This is a genomic window from Croceimicrobium sp. (assembly GCF_965228705.1).
Lineage (GTDB): Bacteria > Bacteroidota > Bacteroidia > Flavobacteriales > Schleiferiaceae > Croceimicrobium.
This window is the reverse complement of record NZ_OZ245832.1, coordinates 213,383-231,558: the sequence shown is the minus strand read 5'-3', so window position 1 is coordinate 231,558 and position 18,176 is coordinate 213,383. Positions and strand designations below refer to the sequence as shown.

Sequence of the window (18,176 nt, the reverse complement as noted above, 5' to 3'; positions counted from 1 at the left end):
GTTTATTATTTTACTTCTGATTTTTGGCGAATATGGGCAGCGATAGCGCCAGCGATTCCCAATTTTTTAGCCTTAGGATCTTTTCGGCTTTCGACCTCTTCCTCCTCTTCTTCGTCTTCAAAAGCGATCTTATTCTCCATTTCAGTAAACTTGTTTTGAAGTTCCTTGAACTTTGAAACAGCGGCTTCTAGGTTCCCGATTTTAGTCTTCTGGTCTTTAACAGTTCCTTCCTTCTCGGCTAATTGATCCTTCAGTCGTTGAATTTCCTGTCGGGCCTGTTCGAGTTCGTTTTCTTCGCTTGCTTCCGATACGGCGGTGATAACCCCATCAGCAGAAACCGAAATAGTCCTACCGTCTTCCAGAACGTGATCGCCTTCTGGCGCCATTTCTTCGGAAGCCGTTCCGTCCTCGTTTGCGATGTAGGCCGTTTGGCCCTCAATACCTCCGTCTTCAGTCTCTTCCACATAAATAGAAGGACCCTCGACAACCTGAAGAACAACGTTTTTAACGGTTGGCTTCGGCTTAATCAGGTTCGTAATGTCTTGGAACCCTTGACGCATTTCGTCTAAGAAGTTCTTGAAACCTGTTTTCTCTCCTGGTTTGCTCATTTCTAGTTTATTGATAATCAAATCGGTAAATAGAAGCGCCTTAGTAGATTTCGACTTACCTTCTCGCTCTTCCAAGCGACCAGTCGCAAAACCCAATTCGATAGCGCGATCTATAGACATGAATTTTTCGTTAGCCATTTCATCAGTTAGTTCTTGACGCTTGTCGTCGCCTAACTTTTCAACGAAAAAGTCTAAGATTTTGCCGTCCGCTTCTTTCACGCTTTGAAGCATTTCTTCCAGTTCGTCGGCGGTCCATTGTTTACCCCAAAAAGCTGACTCGTCAAATCTGGCGTTGTGGATCATAAAGTCCGCGTTCGCGGTTAGATAGCGTTCGTCGCCAGCTAGAAAAACTACTGTCGCAATGGAACAGGCGGCCGTACATTCGAAAATGACCTTCTTCCCAGAGGTGGTAAGCAAATCGTAAATCTTAAACCCCTCAGACACAGACCCGCCGTAAGAATCGAGATATATCTCTATCTCGTCGGCTTCTTTATTGTCGTCCAAGAATTCCCGAACCATTTCCGCGGAAACATTAACGTCCTCGATACCCCAAGCCTCTAACCAGGGATCTTTCGGCGCTATATATCCAGAAAGTGAAAGTTTTGGTCTGTCCATATCGCAAATATGGACTTGATTTATAAGTTTAACGTATATTTGTTGGCGTTACGACGGAAATAAATATTCGGCTAATGGGCAACTTTGCGAACATTCACGTTCAAATACCTGAAGAGACTAACAAGGAATTTGAAAAAGCCTTGAACGACTACGGAGTTAATAAATCCACCGTCTTAAGAATGCTTATAAGAGACTGGTCTAAAGGTCATATTCGAAATAAACACAATTCTTCGCCGTTCGACACTTAACGTTTGCTTAATATAAGCAAAAAGAATATTTTAGTGATACTTAACTTTTATCTGCATCATGAAGAACCAGAGACCTAACGTTTCCGCAAGCGCAAACCGAAAATTTAGAATCGTAAAATCAAAAGGAAAAATCACTTGGATACAGTTCGATAACGACGATTTTCTAACACCAGTTTCAAGCGATTCAATTACTAGAACTAAACCTTCCTAAGGAAAACTTTCGACTTGTCTTGTGTCTCTCTAATTGTTGAACCTGCGCCCTTTAAAGGCGCATTTTTTATTTTAAGACTGTATTCCTTCCTGGCTTTCATCGACTTTCTTTTCGCGGATCGCTCAAGTCGAACCCGATACCAGATAATAGCAATTAAGAACCACGCGAAAACAAACACTTTAACCCAATTCAGAAAACTTTGTAAGAACTGCCCTCCTATCGCTATACTTCTCCAAGTCGGTTAATTTCGTAACGATTTGAATCCGTTCGATAGAATCAGCTAATTCGGTTTGCAATTTACGACTTTCAATTCTTTCCTGAACTTGAGAAGACGCGGCCCGCGTAACCAGTCCGCCGTCCCTTAGTACGGACCGACTGCCTTTAAAGAATGACACACCGCCGCCCAACTCATTAACAGAAGACAGACCCTTAAGCATTGGCGCAGATCGTTTGTTTACGACGGCCAGAACTTCCCCTCGCTCAGCTTCAAAGGTGGTTCCGTCTTCTCCAAAAAACTTAGTTCCGCCTTGACTATGTGGTCGGCCACCTATTTCAATTAGCCCGCCGTCTTCGAATTTAGTCGCTTGCTCTCGGATCTTATCCACATTAATCAAACCCTGAACAACCGCAAGCGAAGCCGCTATCGCCCCCAATGGCGGCGGGTATGTTGAAAGGGCCATATTCGCGGCGCTATATGTGTCGATAATGGCCTGGGTAGCTCTAATAGCCTGATAAGCGGCTGTGTGTTCTTCGAATAACCCTTGTATCTGGTTTAAGCTTTGGCGGAACCCAGCCGCTTCGCCTTTTTGAATCTGTTCCTTTTGCTTTGCCTCCGCTTCTCTAATTTTAATTCGCTCGCTGGCAATACTTGACTCAAGCTTCAAAGTATCCTGACCGTAAAACCTCAAAGCTTCAGATTGAGCCATTAAAGAAGCTAGGTTTAAATCCTGCAATTCCTCTTCGTATTCCTCACGACTTAAAATTCCGTTCGCGTATCGCTCCTGTACAGATAGGGCTTGCCTATCAAATTCTGCCTGAATCCCTTCCGCCGCAACCTTAGCCGCTGTTTCTTGCGCCTTAAGTTCCTCTTCAGCTCTTTTCTTAGCTTCCGCCGCTGCCTGCTTGGCGTTTCGCTCGATTTCCTTGTCTATCCTGGTTAGCTCTCTTTGAACTTGTCTCGCTTGATTAAGTCTCGCGGCCTCTAACCTTGAAATCTCAGCTTTCGCCGCCGCTTCCGCGTCTAAGTTTTCCTTGTTGCTCCTCGCGAAAGTGTTTTCCATCGCGATGGCATCCGCTCTTAATGTGGCAACCTCTTTTTCGCGGTCGATCAAAGTGTCCTGAAGATCCCTAGCTTCTATTAAAAAGCCGCGTCGTTCTTCTGCTGTGTATCTATCCTCTTCCCTGGACTTAAGTCTTAATTCAGCTATATCCGCTTCCAGCTTAGCCCTATCGACTAATAGTTCCCTCTCGATTTTATCAGCCTTAGCCCTTGCGTCGGCCACATCAGCAGCGGCGGCCGCTTCCTTTATGTTTTGATCTACAAAATCTGAAACCGCTTGAACAGCTTTTTCCGTTGACTCAGTAACCGAATCGACACCTAAGGCAATCTTTCCGACTGCGTCTAAGGCTACTTTTCCAGCTTTGGAAAATTCACCTTGAAATACAAGTTCGATCGCTTCACCCAACGACGGGAAGAGGCCTAAAAGGCCCTCGATCCTAGTGTTAATATTATCCTTTATGAGGTTCCCGAAACTCTTAATCGCCTCTTGAGGGTCTTCGAAAATTGAGATAATAAACTCGCCAGCGTCGGCGATTAGGTCCCTGAAATTTCCTAAAATGGCGTTTGATACCCCAACGATTTTATTCCACTTGTTTTGGCCCTCCTCACTATCTGAAAAAGCTGCCTTAACAGTTTGAAGTATTCCAGCGATGGCAGCAAGCGTAAGCCCCAAGGGGGTAGCGATAAAAGCCTTCGCGGAAACTATCAAGCTTTTCAATCCTGAGACAGCGCCAGGAACGGCGTTTCCGAAAATGGAAGTCCCCGCCGCCGCGGCTTCAATATCTTCCTGGTAATTCCCGACGTTTCGGCTCGTATTCCCGACAGACCCTTCCAATCCCTTGAGCTCGTCGCTTGTGGCTTTTATTGAAGCCTGAAGGTCTTTTCCTGTCTGTGTGTTTTCCCTCTCCTCCTCAGAAAGTGCGTTATATTGCGCCGTAAGTACCGAAAGCGTTGCGCGTTGCTGTTCAATAGAACCAGTATTCGATTGAAGTATTCGATTCTGGTCAATAATTGACTTCTCGTATTTCCTTACCTCAGTATTAAGAAGCTTTATTTGAATAGCGTTATCGCTAAACTGGTCGGAACCCTCCTTCCCTTCTTTTTTAAGGGCCTTTTGTTCCTCCTTCAGTTCAGCTAACCTGGCCCTAAGCTTGCTAACTTCCTGAATCGCTTGATCCGAATTAAAGTCAACTTCTAAAACAACCGCTTGCGACATATCAAATTTTTAATAATGTTAATCGGGTACTTTCACGGCTACCGAATTTGTACTGGTTCACCTTTTGAATAATGAAAACCGCCCCGAAATGCGAAACGTAAATCGGTCGGGTTAAATCGAGGTTTAAAATATCTTCGGTTGTAAGTACAAAATCAGCCTGAACGACCTTAATCTCCTGAATCACGTCGATAAATTCGTCCCAGTATTCGGCTAAGATCTCGTCAAACGTTAATCCTGAAACAGACAAAACAGCCGCTTGATCGTAGTTAGCGTATAAGCTCGGATATTGAAAAGGAGCTAAAACCAGGTTTTCGTCGCTTAACCTTGCTCGGCAAATTATAGGCGGAATTTCTTCAGGCTCTTCGTTTGGATCTGGATATAAAAGTATCTTTGGAAGAACCCTTTCGCCGTTAAACGAGTCCACAACCCCAAACAACTGAAAGGGACAGGAATATATTTCTTCTTCTTTAGGAAGTAGTTCCGAATCAATCTCAAATACTCCTCTTCGGTTGTTTTCCGTTTCCGCTTCGCTGCCCTCTGGCCTAGTGATTGTATTTACTTGCCCGTAGTTTTTCAGAGTTAGTGAAACGGGCGGAGTTTGTGACAGATCTATTTTACCCGACCAGTCCAAAGGGTCGTTTTTCCGATTAATTACTTCTTTAATCGAAATACAGTTAATCGTTTTGCCAACTGAATCGGGGCTAAATAATAGGGCGTATCTAAATGCTAGGAAATTTAATAATTCCGAGGCCTTTAAGTTCTTGATACAATCGGCAGCTTCAAAGTAATTATTAGCTGTTGAAATATCTGTTTCAACAACTGGCCAAGGCGAAATTTCGAAATAGGAATCTGCTGCAATGATATTTGCAGAACCAGAAGGAACCAGGAATTCGGGAAAGTAAATTTTATCAGCGTCGGTTCTCCATTGGTTTGAATCAGTCTCAAACTCAAATATCCCGTCGCCTTTTATTTTTCCTATATCCCTGGACGAATCCGAAGTATGACAGGTAAACCGAATCGGGAATGAAGGGTTAATTCCCACCGCGCCATCTACACGAACGCGGGCGGTGATTTTCCAACGAACATTTCTATTTCCTTCTCCTGAATTCAGGAATGAAGCAAAAGCATCACCAGCCGAATAACTAAAAGCCGAACCAATAGTCCCAGAATTTCCAACTTCCCAAGGTTCTGAAGAACCCGCCGCGAAATTGTTGCTAAAACGGACTCTGATCCGTCGGTTCTTGATATACGAATCATTCCTGGTAAATTCTCCTTTGGTAAACGGAAAACAAAGTTCTTCGTAGTCGTCGAAATCTTCAAGCCCCGAAAAGTTCCATCCGATTGAATTTTCAATAGCTTGAATAATAGGTTTGATCTGAATCGCAGGACGCCAGTCTTCAGTCTCTTGAAGGGCAACGTCTGTAAGTCCTTCGCTTGGTAAGTCCTGAAGCGCCTTAGTAAGTGTCTGACCAATCTCAGCAGAAGGATAAAAAAGGCCCGTATTTTGAAGTCTTCTTCCCGCGACGTGCGCCTGTGTGAAATCCCCCGCCCATATACTCGAAATCTCCAGGTCGTGAAGGTTCAGGTTGTTAATCAATGAAAAATACTCGCTATTGCCTTGCAAAATGGTTATAACGAAGTTTTCGCCCGCCTCCTCTAATATTGCCTTACCATAAAACAAAGGAAGCCCGTCTTCGCGAACTTCCGCTTCAGCTAACTTGTAAGCGTTCGAACTATTAACGGCCACGGTGTCGGCAAAATCGAATATCCCGCGATTTACATTAGTTGCTAATACTCGGAATTGATTTGAATATCCGCCCTTCGGCTTCACGAACTGCCCAAAGTCCGCAAGCTCAAAAGTAACCGCGACAGGGTCCCCTGTGTATCCGTCTAATTGATGGCCGTTTATATAGATCTCCACAATTAAAGGGTTTGAAGGTTCTTTTCCTTAGCGAAGTAGGCCACGAATTCAAACTGGTTTCTTGAAGGGACTAATCGGTCCTTCTTCCATGTGAAACGATTGGAAGGAATGAAAACTGGAATATCAAAAGCCCCTGTATTTTCATCAAAAGCAAATACAACAGGGGCAAACATTAAATCGCGAATAAACTCGCGGTCAAAGGCTCCTATAACACCAGAACGAACGTTTAGACCATCCCTGAAGCCTTTGGTCTCTGACTTCCTTTTCACTCTTTCAGAATCAATAAAATTCGTTTCGCTCTCGAAGTCCAGGAAGTATTCTTTATTGGTTTTGAATACGTAGGAAGAAAAACCGCCTTCACGGTTTAACCAGCTTAAGATTAAAGGTGTTTCGCAGGAATCCACGTTCCGAACCCTCGAAGACTCTATTACATTGAAAGTAGCAGTCGCGGCCGTTGCTCCGTTTTCCAGAATCTCAATTTCATAACTACCCGCCGCGGTGTCTGATACGTCGAAATCGTCCGCGCTAAATTCAAGGGGACTAAACGAACCGTCTGGGGATCCAAAAGGCGGATTTATAAGGAACCGATACTCGTTCGCGGCGCCACCGATAGCAGGGTCGTAAGACACGAAAGCAGGTAAGTTAAAAGTCACCGTTCCCGCAAGTGAGGCGGGTAGCTCGAAAGTGAAATAATACTTCGCGCCCGTCAAAATATCAAACGAACCAGAGTTCCCCACACGTCTAATACCTGGGTCAATCCGCAAGTTTTCGACGGCCTTATAGGTATTGTTCAAAAACGACACCTGACAAGGAAGAGCAAACCCTAAGTGATCTCTAAAAGTTATCGCTCCAAGTCTGTTAAAAGGTATTCTAAGGCCAGAATTAAAAGCGGTCAATGAACTAACCGCCGAATAAAATCCGTATCTGGTCGAAAACTGCGTAAAGGTGTTAACTCCGCCTTCGGTTTTCGTGTACCCAATTCGATAGGCTAGAGATAAGGAAGACGTTAAGCCCTGCGAAATATTGCTGCTTGGTGAATTATAGGAACGAATGAGAGGTCCAACGTCGAAGAAATATTCCCCCGTTATCGGGTTTGGGGAAACATCAAACGTCGCTAAAACCTTCGCTGGTTTTTCGGGAAACTGCGATTCCGAATTCGCGATCCATGCGTTTGAATAACCAGCCGTAACAGTGAACTTTATAGCCGTAGGGATCGCCCAACGAAGCGAAACAGATCCGTTAAAAAGAGAATAAAGCAAATCGGTTTTAAGGTAGTATGAACCGCCGCTTTCGCTGTACTCTGTCACGTAAACAGCTTTCCTATAAGTTCCCGACGATAAAAAAACCTTCCCGCCAGAATTTTGTATTTCGGTTTGATCCGATTGGCTAGTCTCGAATTTAAGATACCCCGAATCGTTTGAAAAAGACAAAGCAGTCGTTCCGAATTGCTCGAACCGATATTTTAGTCCGTTAAAAATCGGCCCGTATTCCTGCGGCTGGTCCTGAAGTGTTAAGATTGTGTTCATTAGGCAGCAATTTCGCTTTGAAGGGTTTCGATAGTCCTTCGGATTAACTCGTCCCTAGCTCTATCAGTTAAATTTCTTTGAATAAAATCCGCGCTTGTGTACTCGGTTATAATACCAGAGTTTCCGCCGCTACGATATAGAAGCGATCCTTCTCTTCCGATCTTACGAGCTATTAAAAACGCCATTGAAGCGGGACTTACATCGGGTGAATAGATTCCCCTTTGTTGCACCCAGTCCAGAATCGGATCTATCGGCGGCATCTTGCCAGGACCGCGGCCCGTTTCCAGAGTCCAGAAGAAAGACCAGTTCGAATAAATAACCAACTTGCGCCCGTCGTAGGTGTAACCCATTGAATCGGCGGCGCGCCCTGTGTTGTTCATTGGACCATACCCTAAGATATCTTTCTCCCGAATATTCTTAGCGATACCGTCAATAACTGACTGTGCGAACTCTTCCGCAACTTGGGTTAATATGGGCTTAATTAAACGCAAGGCTTCAGAACGTTTAACTGAATCGTAACAAAATACCCTGAATAACTAGGGCTTAAACTCTGGTATTGCGGCTCCTTCTTGGGTACAGAAACAAACTCGACGTCCGCTTCATCTTCAAGAGCATCCAGAAACAAATCGCTAAGGACGTCCATAGACGCCACTATTTTACGCCTATCATCGTTTCCGTTTCTCGGGCTGTCAATACGCCAGAATCCAATCGAAAGATCCGTAGAGACCCCGAAATTCGTTTTCTCAGTAATAAACGGATATAGGTGAATTGCGTCGCGACCCTCCTCGCCCGTCTTGTAAGTGTCCGCTAAACGCCCCTCGAAGAAATCGACGTTGTCGGCCGTCGCCAGGGCGACCCTCTCAATTATCCCGACTATTACTTCAAACATTTTCTGTATTTAAATTTCGTTTGTGAATCTCGTGTAGTCGCTCCCTGTATCCGTTAAGGGATTTTTCATAAAGCAATACGAAGTAGATCGTCTCGGCTGGCTGATTCTGCACTTCTTCGAACTTCAAAACATCACCTTTCGACAAACTGTAAAGGGTTGAAAGTGTCCCGAAACTCTGAAGACCTTCGATTCCCGCTTCGATCTCTTCCCCGCTAGGCCCCGACCCTTCGTTCAAGGCCTCGAAATTCGAAAGAAACTCAAGGATAGAGGCTAAAACCGTCGCGCCCTGTCGCATTATTTCCCCAAAGCGCTTTTTAGAAACCGACTTCGGTAAATCCTCAGAACTAGCGTTTTCGGGGCTTGTCTCATAGTGGTAAAGCCAGTAAAGCCGAGGTAAGGCGTATAACGGCCGCCGCGCCTTCTGTATAACCTCGATAGCCTGTTCTAACTTCCACCACTCCAAACGGCCTACATTAACCCCGCTCGATTCCTGGGGGACCTCCCAGTCTACCGCCTGAATCAACGCTTCGACCTGATTCGAGTTTAAACCCTTAAGAATACTTTCTGAAATATTGCTTAGAAGCCTAAGGGCGTCAAGATCCGACCCAGAACGGAAAAGGGCGTCGATTTCGGAAACCCGAATTCGCGCCCATGAGAAGGAAAGAAAGAATTTCTTCCCGTTCGCTCTTATCTTTAATCCTCTTCGTCGTGGCAATCGCAATCGCATTCACTTGAACTTTGATTTCTGACAACAGCAAAACCGTATAGGCGTCTGTACTCCCGCGCCTCTTCTGCTGAATCTACAGAGATATTTCCCGCTGCCGTAATTACTGTATAGCTCATTTTATTCTATTTAATAGACCAGCCAGCGCGATCGGCGGCGGTCGCTAAGTGATTGAAAAACTGTTCGGCTAAAGTGGTGCCCTGGCTTTTACGCTTCTTAAACTGCACGACCCGCGCGCGGTTATGTAAAAGGGCCTTTTGCCCCTCATTCAAATCGTCGAACGACTTGTTTTCAAAGTCTACTTTGTGATACTTCGAAAGGTCTCTGTAGATTTCCCGCTTCATGCGGTCTGACACGGCTTTCTTAATCATAAGTCCCGTTTGCTTTTTGCAATTACTTTGCTAGTTTCAGGGTTAAAGACTTCAAACCCCTGCAAAACCTTAGAGATCTTATTTTCAAGACCGTTTCTCTCGTTGATTATTCTGTTAATCTGTTCCGCTAAACGAAACTCAAACCTTCTGCTAAGATTGATATCTGGCAATCCCTTTTTCGCTGCCTCAATTACTTCTTTTCCTGTCTTGGTGTACATTTCGAATTTACTTTTGTGGTTCTTGATTAGTCAAATATACGCTTTAATTATTCTTTTATCCAAATATTAGGATAATTTCCTGCTAAAAAAAGGCCAACCAACTGGCCAGCCTTGATATTATAGGGTTTGAACCGCTACCAGTCTTCGGACTCGGTCGCCTCAACGGGTATCGAACCGAACGTCGCCTGAAGTTCCGCGATCATTTCCCGCAGTCGGTTCGCGCGATAGTCGTCCCACCTGTAAATTTTATCGGGGTACGTTGTCGCTTGGGCCTGTTCCAGGTAGATATCGTAAACCGAATAACGATAACGCCCGTCTTTTACCTCAAATTTAGCGGTGAAGTGCCAGAAACCCGCGGGATTTCGTTCCCCGAAGATTCCTTTCATGTAGTTTTCGTAAGTGCCTTTTACAATTATTACCCCCAGGTCTAAATCATCCATCTGGATAGCCGCGTTTGCGTTCTTGAAGCTTTCGGCGATATAAACCTTCAGACTCTTGTAAACGTCCTCTTTAGTGAAGACCGAATCGACCTCGACAACTGTCGGCGGGATCTCGGTCGGGTTGCTCTGGGCCATCGCGGAAAAAGCAACGAAGGAAAACAAAAGGGCGATAACGTTTTTCATTTTGACTTTGTTAGTGAGGCGAAACGATTAAAGGAAGGCGATCTTTGTCGCGATACTTTTTAGGGCGGTAACTACAAAAGGGACGTATTTTTCGGGTAGATCCTGAGCATTACGAAGCCACTTAGAGACGAGGCCCGAAGGGACGCCCGCCTGCTTTTCTAGTTTTGAAATTGATATAACCCCCTTCAAGTCTTCTAATACGGCGCGAAGATTCTCTTTCTGTTCGTTCATAAAAACAAAAATAAGGTATAGGGTTTAAACAAAGCCGCCGTTATTGAAATCGAGGCCGACGGAGTCCAATACATCGGCCTTAAGGTCGTCTTCCGACTTCTTCGGCGGTGGCGGCGGTGGGTTCTTCATCCTCAAATCAAGAACGCTAATCCTCTCAGGAACAAACCAACGATAAAGCTTTTTAAAAATCGGCATAGTAATCGAATAAGTGGCCCTTCCTAAAAACTCTCCAATCATTACAGATATTACTACCTTCATAACATCAAAATCGCTCATGCAAATAAATTATTACAAAACCTAGATTCTAACTAAGCTACCTTCGGAACCTTTCCTTCCCCCGCGCAAACGGGGCAGTCTTCAGGCGGCGGAATAACTCCTTCGTCGACACCTTCGAAACGCAAAACGAAACCGTCCCCTTCGCACTCGGCGCAATCGACGGGGCCTTCCGAATACTTCTCTACCGCCGCTTTACTCTTGGACAGGAATTCGGCGTCAGCGGGACCCGTACCAGACGGGAAGTTTTCGCGCCACCAGGAAAGGCCCGCGTTTGCCTTTTCCAGGAGTCGGACCATATCGGCGACGGCGGCCTTGAGCTGGTCGCGTTCGGACTTTACGGATTCAAGTTCCGCAATGGTCGCTCTTAACGCCTCTGCATTTACTACGGCTAATTCAACGCCTTTTTCGTTGGTGGTAAGTTCCCAACCATGTATTTTCTTTTCACACATCTTCTATTTCGATTTCATTTTATTTATCAAGTTCACAAACATTTTGCATTCGATGGGGCATAATAGATTCTAATTCATTATTATGATCCATTCTAGCCCACCACCAATTTTCTAATTTATATTGAACTGTAGCAGGCATGAATTTGTAAATACCACTTGATAACCTTACACTTACCTTTAAACGTTGTCCTTTTTTAATGTCCTCAAACTTCATCTTTAATCTAGGTTTTAAGGTTTTCGATTAACGACCTTATGTGGTACGCCGATAAAGGGTAAAAGTTTGAGACATTATTCTGATGAATTCCATCTAATGGACTGAAATTCTTTTGCAGGTACTCTTCGACATCCTTTAGTTCAAAAGCCTCTTCCAACATATTAAGCCGTTTACGGACGGCCGCTTCTTTATTCTCGGCTGTAATAATAGACTCCCGAAGTTCACCGATCATTTCAGTTTTGCGTAAAGTTCCTACCTCGCACTTTTTGACACGTTGCTTTAACTGATTGTTCTCTTCCTTATAATGCTTTACTGCTAACTCAATTCGCTGAATTTTCAGTTTCGCGTTTTCGATCTCGCGTAAAGTATCGGGAAGCGCCGCGATTGCACGGGCCATTCCTTCAGGAAGAGGCATTGTAATAAGATTTCCAATACTATCAAATACTTGATAGTCACCACTGTCTTTGTATTCTTCAGCTTCAAATGGGGTGTTACCTAATTCAATCATCGCTAATCTGTCTATTTTACATAATCCCGTTCAAAACCGTCCGAATATCCGTCGCTATATTCAGAATAAGCCCCGTTCATGGCCTTGAAATCCTTTGCAGGAGACCAAAACAGATAAACCGACCCGTTTCTGCCGAACATACTAAAGTAGGCCGTACCGCCACCTGCGCCCCAACCTTTACACGCTACTTTAAAAACCGACGGAAATAAATCAACATCAAAATGTTTTTTAATAACGTTTGATATTGTTACAGCAGATCTAGTAACCTGTTGTGTTTCACTTAAGAATTGCCTGACATAATCCCAGTCGCTTCCTGAATATTTCTTCAATATTTCGAATCTTTCACCGAATGAAATCGTGCTGTTGAAATGTCTTGTAGGTATATGATCCATCACTAATCTTCTTTAGTTCTACAATATCCACACGGCCCAAAGCACCCTTTGCAGTTCTGTTCTGCTTCGGTGTATTCGTGGGCGTTAAGTGAATTTAGAAACTCGCAAATCATATCGTACTGTTCATAATCAGCGCGATCTAATTTGCTCGGTTCATTATCTCTATCACTTTCAAATCCGTTCTTTTGACGTTCGAGTAGGTCTATTGCTTTTTCAAACTCCTCCCTATACGCTTCGAGACGGGCGGTGGCGAACTCTTCCATCGATTTAACAACCAGTTTCTTTGTTACTTTGTCTAAACCTTCAAATGAAAACCCGCTTTCTTGTTCAAGAAAAGCCTTTTTGGCTATTTCCTCTGCGCTTAGTTCTTTACTCATGGCTTAAATTCTTTTTCGTTTGTAATCTTCTAAAGTGAGTTTGCCTTTTTCGTCTATGATCGCCAAGCAATCTGAAAGCGGGGCATTGTCTGAATTTTCACTATCCACTACTACCCAACACAAATCAGAATCCTGGTACACAATGAAGAAATCAAACTCTATCTTGCCCTTTAGACCTGCTTCAGCCTGTTCGATGGCAGAATCATATCTTTCCTGGGCGGTAGTCAGCTTTTTTAGTAGTCTAATCATGGCTTATATCCTTTATTGTCAGCTTTCTGCCATCCTTAGTCCGAATCTTACCCAATTGACTATTTAAGTTTTTAATTCTTTGTTGACGCTCCTCAGCTTCAGTGTAAGCTTCATAATTATGGATATTGTCAGGATCACAAATTTCCGTTATGGCATATTCAAAACGACTAATCTTCTTCTTACTCATGGCTTTCGATTTGTCGTTATATAAAATCTGATTGTTGAAACCAATCTTCGAAGGTTTCGAAACGATTAGAAAATAATTCCCCCCTGTCTTTCGGCGGCGCCAGCTTTTTAGCGTCCTCGAACGCTGCCTTAGCGAACTGCCGACCGTATTCCTTAATAAAGTCCACCGCTAAAGATTCGTTTTCGAATTCCGCCCCGCAGAAGTTAGCTAGGTTCATCAATAGATTAAGCGCCTGATTCGACGGCGTCGCGTCGCTTTCGTCTGGCTTCCGACACCCCATTCTTTCGCATTTTCCGCCGTGGCTATAATCCGAGGGTCCGCAGGAATGCGGGCAACCGACGCCTAGAACGCTGATCGCGTCGTCCGCCTTATCTCGGATCATCGCGTCGAAAACGGGGCCATTACGGCCCGCGGCTTTTGCCCAGTATAAAGCGTCGATAAGTTTTTCACGGCTAGATATATTAGCTTCGATACACTCGTAATCCTCGTAAGCGTGGGCGACCTCGTCGCCTGGGTCGCTCACTATAAACACTTCAAATTCCATCGCCTGTACTCGCTACTGTTATCATTATCCTACCTTGGTAGTTAGATCTTTTCTTCTCAAAAGGTCTAATCGGATTAGCCCAGTCTAAGACCTCTTTAATCGTGCTAGACTCTTCAAACACCTTTGTTTCTAACCATTCAGTACCAACAGAGGCGTTTCCATTCGCGCACTCTTTTACAACAACTATTTCCATAACTACGCAGCGTTTTCGGTTTCGATTTCGATATTCTCTTCGTAGTATTTCCCCGCGCGCTTCGCGGCCTCGACGTCGAAATCTGTAGCGGCTTCAAATTTCATGTGTGAACCAAAGTTCAATAGGAACCAAGTTTCGACTTGAGCAAGTCGACGAAAAGAAAGGCGGTAGACTTCCGCGATCTTCTGAAGTGATTGGTAAGATTTGACTTGGTTAGGGTCAAATATTCGAATGTTCATTTTTTGCATTTCGAACGATTTAGATTTAACAAAGCCCGATTCAAACCTCTATTCTAGGAAACCAGTCGGGCAAAGGGTTTTTATCTCTATGTAGTTGCGCGGTGGTCGGGACTCGAACCCAAATCTAACGCCCTGTCCTTTTAGAAACTGTTATGCATTCCAGTTTAAAAAAGGGGTGCACCCGTTCGCTCTTCCAATTGAGCGACCCCCGCAAATCGGGGAGCTACGCCCCCCGCGTTACAATTTTTATCTGCAAGAATTGCGAAACTCCGCTGTTTCATTCCTTTAACACTCATGCGCTTAGCCTGCCGCGTCTTTATTTCGTTCCGATCATACATTCAGAAATTAGGGGCTGATCGTTAGGAAACAGGAATAACACTTTAGTCCTCGTCCGCTCCCGTTGGGACCCATACTTTGGCAGGAACCCTAATATTTCAATAGGCGCGGGGGCCTGTCGCCTCAGCATTGCGACGCCCCCGCTTTAATTTCACCCAATCCACTCGCATTTATGACTAACCTTTTCGTAAGCTCTTTGTGTAAGAAGATATCTCGTTTCACCATTTGACTTTAGTCCCATTCTCTTCACACCTACACCTTTCAACTCATATTTTGTGAAAACTTGAATTTTTCCTGGTTCTGAATAAGATACTGAAGCTCGCATTTCGATTTGATTTGTGGTTCTTAACTGGGTCAAATATAAGTAAGAATTATCTATTTATCCAAATATTAGGATAATTATTTCAATAAAATTTTCATTTCAGTAAAATAACAGGAGCCAATCGGGGCTAATTCGCGCCGCTTCGATTCGTATCGCGGCCGCTGTCGCGTTTAAATCGCTTGAACGGTGATTCAGTTGTCTAGCGGTCCGTTGTGACGTCACGCGCCCTTTTTTGTCGTTTTTCGTGGAAATCGCGGACCTATCAGAGTACAGACGCGCGGGCCTTCGACCTCTTTGACGCAAGGGGCTCAATAGCGTAGCGAACCGCGTCAATTCCATGGTTCCAAGCGTCTATTGGTTCCGCAAGAATGTTTCCGCCGTTGTCTTCCTTGTACTTGTAAAGCTTAAACTCCTTTCTGAGGTTTTTAGACCTGGACGTTACAAAGATTCTAAACTCTTTCAGCTTAGTAATACCGTGCTTAATTGAGTTCGGGCCTTTCTTGGCCTTTACAAATTTCCACCCCTTTTTCTTAAGATCGGCGACGGTCATTTCCTGCCCTCGATCGTGCCGTATATCATCGCCGCGACTAATTCCCGCTTCTTTAAGGAGATCGTCGAGAGCCTTCGGTGTAAGCTCATGCTGATAGATTTCTTCGTCCAGAATCAAATCGTTTCCGCGACGATAAACTGCGATTAAAGCCGTGGGGTCTGGTGAGTAACCAAAGTCAAGACCTCGGCCTATTAGCTTCGCGTCTTCTGGGACGCTGTCAATATCTTGTACGTTAGGGAAGATTAAAGCTTTATTTTGGGCCTTGTTTCCTAATCCGAACACCTGCCAAAGGGTTTCGTCTGTGTCTTTAAGAAGTTCGATTTCCTTAATCAAGGAAGAAGGAAGGAAAGGATTGTCTTTGTAACTTGTTTGGAAGAACGCGGCGTCCTTACGTGGGATAACCTTGTCGAATAACCAATGATATTCTTCGTCGGGATTGAAGTCCATTATCATTATTTCATTTGTCCTGATCGACAACTGAAAGAAATCCTGATAAAGTAACTCGTTTACCTCATTGCAAAATAAGAGGTCTCGCTTTTTACCCCTTACTTTCTGCTGGTCGTCTATTGAGAAAAACTCTACAGTATTCCCGTTAAGTTCGTAGGTCTTCTCGGTCTTGTTGTGAAACCTTGAATCGTAAAGCTTGTAATTTTCGAGGATTTCAAAGAAATCTTGCATCGCGGAACCCTTCAGGGCTGGAAGGGTTTTTCGAACGATAGAAACGCGCTTCCCTGTATTCTGAAGGCAATACCCGAAGATTATCCAAATTAGAATATTGTAGGTTTTACCCGACCGAGTCCCGCCCTGCTCGACTAAAATTTTATACCGTTCGTCTTCCTGGAAAGCACGGTAAACCGCCGCGCAATGAGCGTACACCTTATTCGCCTTTGGCTTTACGCTAACGGTTGGATTTATCACGCTACAGGTTTATATCCTCTTCATTGGCCCCTACTACCTGAACTGTAACGTTGAGGCTTGAACCGTCCTTTCCTGTTATTTCCTGGCGCTCGACATATCCGCGTTTCTTTCCTTTAGTCTTTAGGTGAAACATTACGGCCAGAGTATCGGGTCGGATTTTCCACCCTATGAATTTACCGTCTTGATCCAACTTAGGAACGCCGTCACGAAGACGACGAAGGGTTAATTCCGAATTATCTAAGTCCTGCTCTTGAATCATTAGGTAGAGGTCCGCGAATTCCTGATCGCGGTTTAACCAGTTGTAAAAGGTTTTTCGGTCTATCCCTACATTTTTACAGGCGTTCGTGATATGAAAATCATTAGACACCAACGCTTCAAGAATGGCTTCCTTCTTCTTCTGGGTCGCTACCTCTGAAGGCTTAAGCCCATTAGGATCTATTTCGGCCTCTGGTTTCTTCCTGGTGGTTCTACGCGTTGTTTTTCGCTTAGTGGTAGAAACGGCAGAAGACGCCCTTTTTTTAGGCGCCTTCCTTTGAGTTGGTTTCGTAGTGTCTTTTTTAGTTACCATAAATGAAACTTAAGCTTGTAGACAAGGTAATCGGGGGCGGGTCGGTTTCCGCCGAAATACGGCGGGATCGGTAAAAGACGAGCACTTCGCCAAGATTTCATAAACCCAATATCGAAAATCATTCTTTGCCCTGGTGAAAGTTCCCCGACCTTTTCGAATCTCATTTTGTAATTATCCCGCCAATAGTGGAAAATCTCAAACCTGAAACGGGAAGGGTTAAATCTCCAGGCTAGGAACTTTTCGTCCTTCCGAGTATAAACCTCATTTATCATTTTACCACGGAATCCACCGCGGCCGATAATTTTATTTAAATCGCCCTGATCCTCTTTATCCAGATAGTAACGAGATAGAACGGAAAATTCTAAAGTCACCTTCCTGGAAATAAGCGATACCAATCCGATTAACAGCCAAACAAACCAGGGCTTAGCGTTGTGGGCTCCTTCTGGGTGTACTACTTCGAACGTCATGCGCTTTCTTTTTTCATTTCCCTGTACATTTTTAGTCTCTGATTAAAAAGAACCCAGTCCTTTCGCATATCGTCAACCGATCTAAAAAACTCCTGAGGAACATCAAGACCAGGAATAAATCGAACTATTAACCCGCCTTGACAGGGGTCTAATCCATTAAGAGCCGCAAGCTGCTGAAACTCGTCTTCCAGGTACGATTCATCTTTCGGCTTTCGGGCAGTTTTCCAGTCAATAGCATAAACTAAACCTGTTTTCTTATGAATGGCCTTAGCGTCACGAATCCCCTTATATCCCCACTTGAAAGAATGAAGAGGCTTTTCCACGTCGATAAGCTGGAAATTAGATTCTATGTAATTAGCGACAGAAACTTCGCTACACTTCCCAGATCTGGCGAAATTTTCGATTTGCTGGTGAAAATAAGACCCGTTTGAAAAGGCCTCTTGTCGTATCCGTTCGGCTTCCGCTTCCCCAACCTTAGCGCGCCACTTAGCTAATGATTCGCGCTTTTCCTGGCTCTCCGTTTCTTTCAGTACTGTAGTGACGGCGGGCAAACCGATAGAATAAAAGTCGCGGGTATTCTGTCGGGTTGGTGTCCAAACCTTTTTAATTTCCGTACTCATACCGCTAATTCGATTTGTTCCGATGGGTCTGGAATGTAGACGCCGAACATTTCAGCGCAGAATTGTCGGATTCTCTCTACATATTCA

General features: G+C 44.4%; 26 protein-coding genes. 1 reads left to right on the top strand and 25 read right to left on the bottom strand.

The genetic code is table 11. From position 1 onward, the window contains the following. Nucleotides 1–5: 5 nt before the first annotated feature. The 23 genes from ACO05P_RS01005 to ACO05P_RS00895 all read right to left on the bottom strand — a co-directional run bounded on the left by ACO05P_RS01005 (nucleotide 6) and on the right by ACO05P_RS00895 (nucleotide 16,801). Nucleotides 6–1,223 (bottom strand): ATP-dependent Clp protease proteolytic subunit, encoded by a 1,218-nt coding sequence (locus ACO05P_RS01005; protein WP_421752927.1) that lies wholly within the window; start codon nucleotides 1,221–1,223, stop codon nucleotides 6–8. A 638-nt stretch (nucleotides 1,224–1,861) separates the two neighbouring features. Beyond that, the gene (locus ACO05P_RS01000; RefSeq protein WP_421752926.1) at nucleotides 1,862–4,177 is read right to left on the bottom strand and encodes a hypothetical protein; all 2,316 of its coding nucleotides are present in this window, start codon (nucleotides 4,175–4,177) and stop codon (nucleotides 1,862–1,864) included. Between the two features lies 1 nt (nucleotide 4,178). After that, a complete protein-coding gene (locus tag ACO05P_RS00995; RefSeq protein ID WP_421752925.1) occupies nucleotides 4,179–6,098 on the bottom strand; it encodes a hypothetical protein in 1,920 nt (639 codons plus the stop codon). A gap of 2 nt (nucleotides 6,099–6,100) precedes the next feature. After that, the gene (locus tag ACO05P_RS00990; protein WP_421752924.1) at nucleotides 6,101–7,624 is read right to left on the bottom strand and encodes a hypothetical protein; all 1,524 of its coding nucleotides are present in this window, start codon (nucleotides 7,622–7,624) and stop codon (nucleotides 6,101–6,103) included. Further along, nucleotides 7,624–8,115, bottom strand: a complete 492-nt coding sequence (locus ACO05P_RS00985) for a hypothetical protein (protein ID WP_421752923.1) — start codon at nucleotides 8,113–8,115, stop codon at nucleotides 7,624–7,626. The genes ACO05P_RS00990 and ACO05P_RS00985 overlap by 1 nt, the downstream gene beginning before the upstream one ends. Further along, entirely contained in the window at nucleotides 8,106–8,513 is a 408-nt protein-coding gene (locus tag ACO05P_RS00980; RefSeq protein WP_421752922.1) for a hypothetical protein, read from the bottom strand. The genes ACO05P_RS00985 and ACO05P_RS00980 overlap by 10 nt, the downstream gene beginning before the upstream one ends. Beyond that, entirely contained in the window at nucleotides 8,506–9,240 is a 735-nt protein-coding gene (locus tag ACO05P_RS00975) for a hypothetical protein (RefSeq protein WP_421752921.1), read from the bottom strand. The genes ACO05P_RS00980 and ACO05P_RS00975 overlap by 8 nt, the downstream gene beginning before the upstream one ends. A 122-nt stretch (nucleotides 9,241–9,362) precedes the next feature. Next, nucleotides 9,363–9,608 (bottom strand): hypothetical protein, encoded by a 246-nt coding sequence (locus tag ACO05P_RS00970; RefSeq protein ID WP_421752920.1) that lies wholly within the window; start codon nucleotides 9,606–9,608, stop codon nucleotides 9,363–9,365. Beyond that, entirely contained in the window at nucleotides 9,605–9,826 is a 222-nt protein-coding gene (locus tag ACO05P_RS00965; RefSeq protein ID WP_421752919.1) for a hypothetical protein, read from the bottom strand. The genes ACO05P_RS00970 and ACO05P_RS00965 overlap by 4 nt, the downstream gene beginning before the upstream one ends. A 134-nt stretch (nucleotides 9,827–9,960) precedes the next feature. Then, entirely contained in the window at nucleotides 9,961–10,449 is a 489-nt protein-coding gene (locus tag ACO05P_RS00960; RefSeq protein ID WP_421752918.1) for a DUF4468 domain-containing protein, read from the bottom strand. 27 nt (nucleotides 10,450–10,476) lie between these two features. Next, nucleotides 10,477–10,680, bottom strand: a complete 204-nt coding sequence (locus ACO05P_RS00955) for a hypothetical protein (RefSeq protein WP_421752917.1) — start codon at nucleotides 10,678–10,680, stop codon at nucleotides 10,477–10,479. A 24-nt stretch (nucleotides 10,681–10,704) separates the two neighbouring features. Continuing rightward, nucleotides 10,705–10,956: a hypothetical protein gene (locus tag ACO05P_RS00950; protein ID WP_421752916.1), complete on the bottom strand. Its 252-nt coding sequence runs from the start codon at nucleotides 10,954–10,956 to the stop codon at nucleotides 10,705–10,707. 32 nt (nucleotides 10,957–10,988) lie between these two features. Next, a complete protein-coding gene (locus tag ACO05P_RS00945; protein WP_421752915.1) occupies nucleotides 10,989–11,405 on the bottom strand; it encodes a hypothetical protein in 417 nt (138 codons plus the stop codon). A gap of 19 nt (nucleotides 11,406–11,424) precedes the next feature. Beyond that, complete coding sequence (locus tag ACO05P_RS00940) at nucleotides 11,425–11,619, bottom strand: hypothetical protein (protein WP_421752914.1); 195 nt, start codon at nucleotides 11,617–11,619, stop codon at nucleotides 11,425–11,427. Nucleotides 11,620–11,626: 7 nt separating this feature from the next. Next, entirely contained in the window at nucleotides 11,627–12,127 is a 501-nt protein-coding gene (locus ACO05P_RS00935; RefSeq protein WP_421752913.1) for a hypothetical protein, read from the bottom strand. A gap of 11 nt (nucleotides 12,128–12,138) precedes the next feature. Beyond that, nucleotides 12,139–12,519, bottom strand: a complete 381-nt coding sequence (locus tag ACO05P_RS00930) for a hypothetical protein (RefSeq protein ID WP_421752912.1) — start codon at nucleotides 12,517–12,519, stop codon at nucleotides 12,139–12,141. Nucleotides 12,520–12,521: 2 nt separating this feature from the next. Next, complete coding sequence (locus tag ACO05P_RS00925) at nucleotides 12,522–12,896, bottom strand: hypothetical protein (protein ID WP_421752911.1); 375 nt, start codon at nucleotides 12,894–12,896, stop codon at nucleotides 12,522–12,524. 3 nt (nucleotides 12,897–12,899) lie between these two features. Continuing rightward, on the bottom strand, nucleotides 12,900–13,145 hold the full coding sequence (locus tag ACO05P_RS00920; protein ID WP_421752910.1) for a hypothetical protein: 246 nt from the start codon (nucleotides 13,143–13,145) through the stop codon (nucleotides 12,900–12,902). Next, nucleotides 13,138–13,332 carry a hypothetical protein gene (locus tag ACO05P_RS00915; RefSeq protein ID WP_421752909.1) on the bottom strand — a complete coding sequence of 65 codons (195 nt, stop codon included), beginning with the start codon at nucleotides 13,330–13,332 and terminating at the stop codon, nucleotides 13,138–13,140. The genes ACO05P_RS00920 and ACO05P_RS00915 overlap by 8 nt, the downstream gene beginning before the upstream one ends. A gap of 16 nt (nucleotides 13,333–13,348) precedes the next feature. Continuing rightward, nucleotides 13,349–13,876: a hypothetical protein gene (locus ACO05P_RS00910; RefSeq protein ID WP_421752908.1), complete on the bottom strand. Its 528-nt coding sequence runs from the start codon at nucleotides 13,874–13,876 to the stop codon at nucleotides 13,349–13,351. 195 nt (nucleotides 13,877–14,071) lie between these two features. Next, entirely contained in the window at nucleotides 14,072–14,317 is a 246-nt protein-coding gene (locus ACO05P_RS00905) for a hypothetical protein (protein ID WP_421752907.1), read from the bottom strand. A gap of 911 nt (nucleotides 14,318–15,228) precedes the next feature. Continuing rightward, complete coding sequence (locus ACO05P_RS00900; protein ID WP_421752906.1) at nucleotides 15,229–16,434, bottom strand: PBSX family phage terminase large subunit; 1,206 nt, start codon at nucleotides 16,432–16,434, stop codon at nucleotides 15,229–15,231. 1 nt (nucleotide 16,435) lies between these two features. Further along, nucleotides 16,436–16,801 (bottom strand): hypothetical protein, encoded by a 366-nt coding sequence (locus ACO05P_RS00895; RefSeq protein ID WP_421752905.1) that lies wholly within the window; start codon nucleotides 16,799–16,801, stop codon nucleotides 16,436–16,438. Nucleotides 16,802–16,814: 13 nt separating this feature from the next. Here ACO05P_RS00895 and ACO05P_RS00890 point away from each other — a divergent pair, with 13 nt between their 5' ends. Next, on the top strand, nucleotides 16,815–16,970 hold the full coding sequence (locus ACO05P_RS00890) for a hypothetical protein (RefSeq protein ID WP_421752904.1): 156 nt from the start codon (nucleotides 16,815–16,817) through the stop codon (nucleotides 16,968–16,970). A 25-nt stretch (nucleotides 16,971–16,995) separates the two neighbouring features. On the opposite strand, the gene ACO05P_RS00885 is transcribed toward ACO05P_RS00890, so the two are convergent. Both ACO05P_RS00885 and ACO05P_RS00880 read right to left on the bottom strand, forming a co-directional pair. Next, nucleotides 16,996–17,469 carry a hypothetical protein gene (locus ACO05P_RS00885; protein WP_421752903.1) on the bottom strand — a complete coding sequence of 158 codons (474 nt, stop codon included), beginning with the start codon at nucleotides 17,467–17,469 and terminating at the stop codon, nucleotides 16,996–16,998. Further along, on the bottom strand, nucleotides 17,466–18,089 hold the full coding sequence (locus ACO05P_RS00880; RefSeq protein WP_421752902.1) for a hypothetical protein: 624 nt from the start codon (nucleotides 18,087–18,089) through the stop codon (nucleotides 17,466–17,468). Before ACO05P_RS00880 ends, ACO05P_RS00885 begins: the two co-directional genes overlap by 4 nt. Nucleotides 18,090–18,176: the final 87 nt, after the last annotated feature.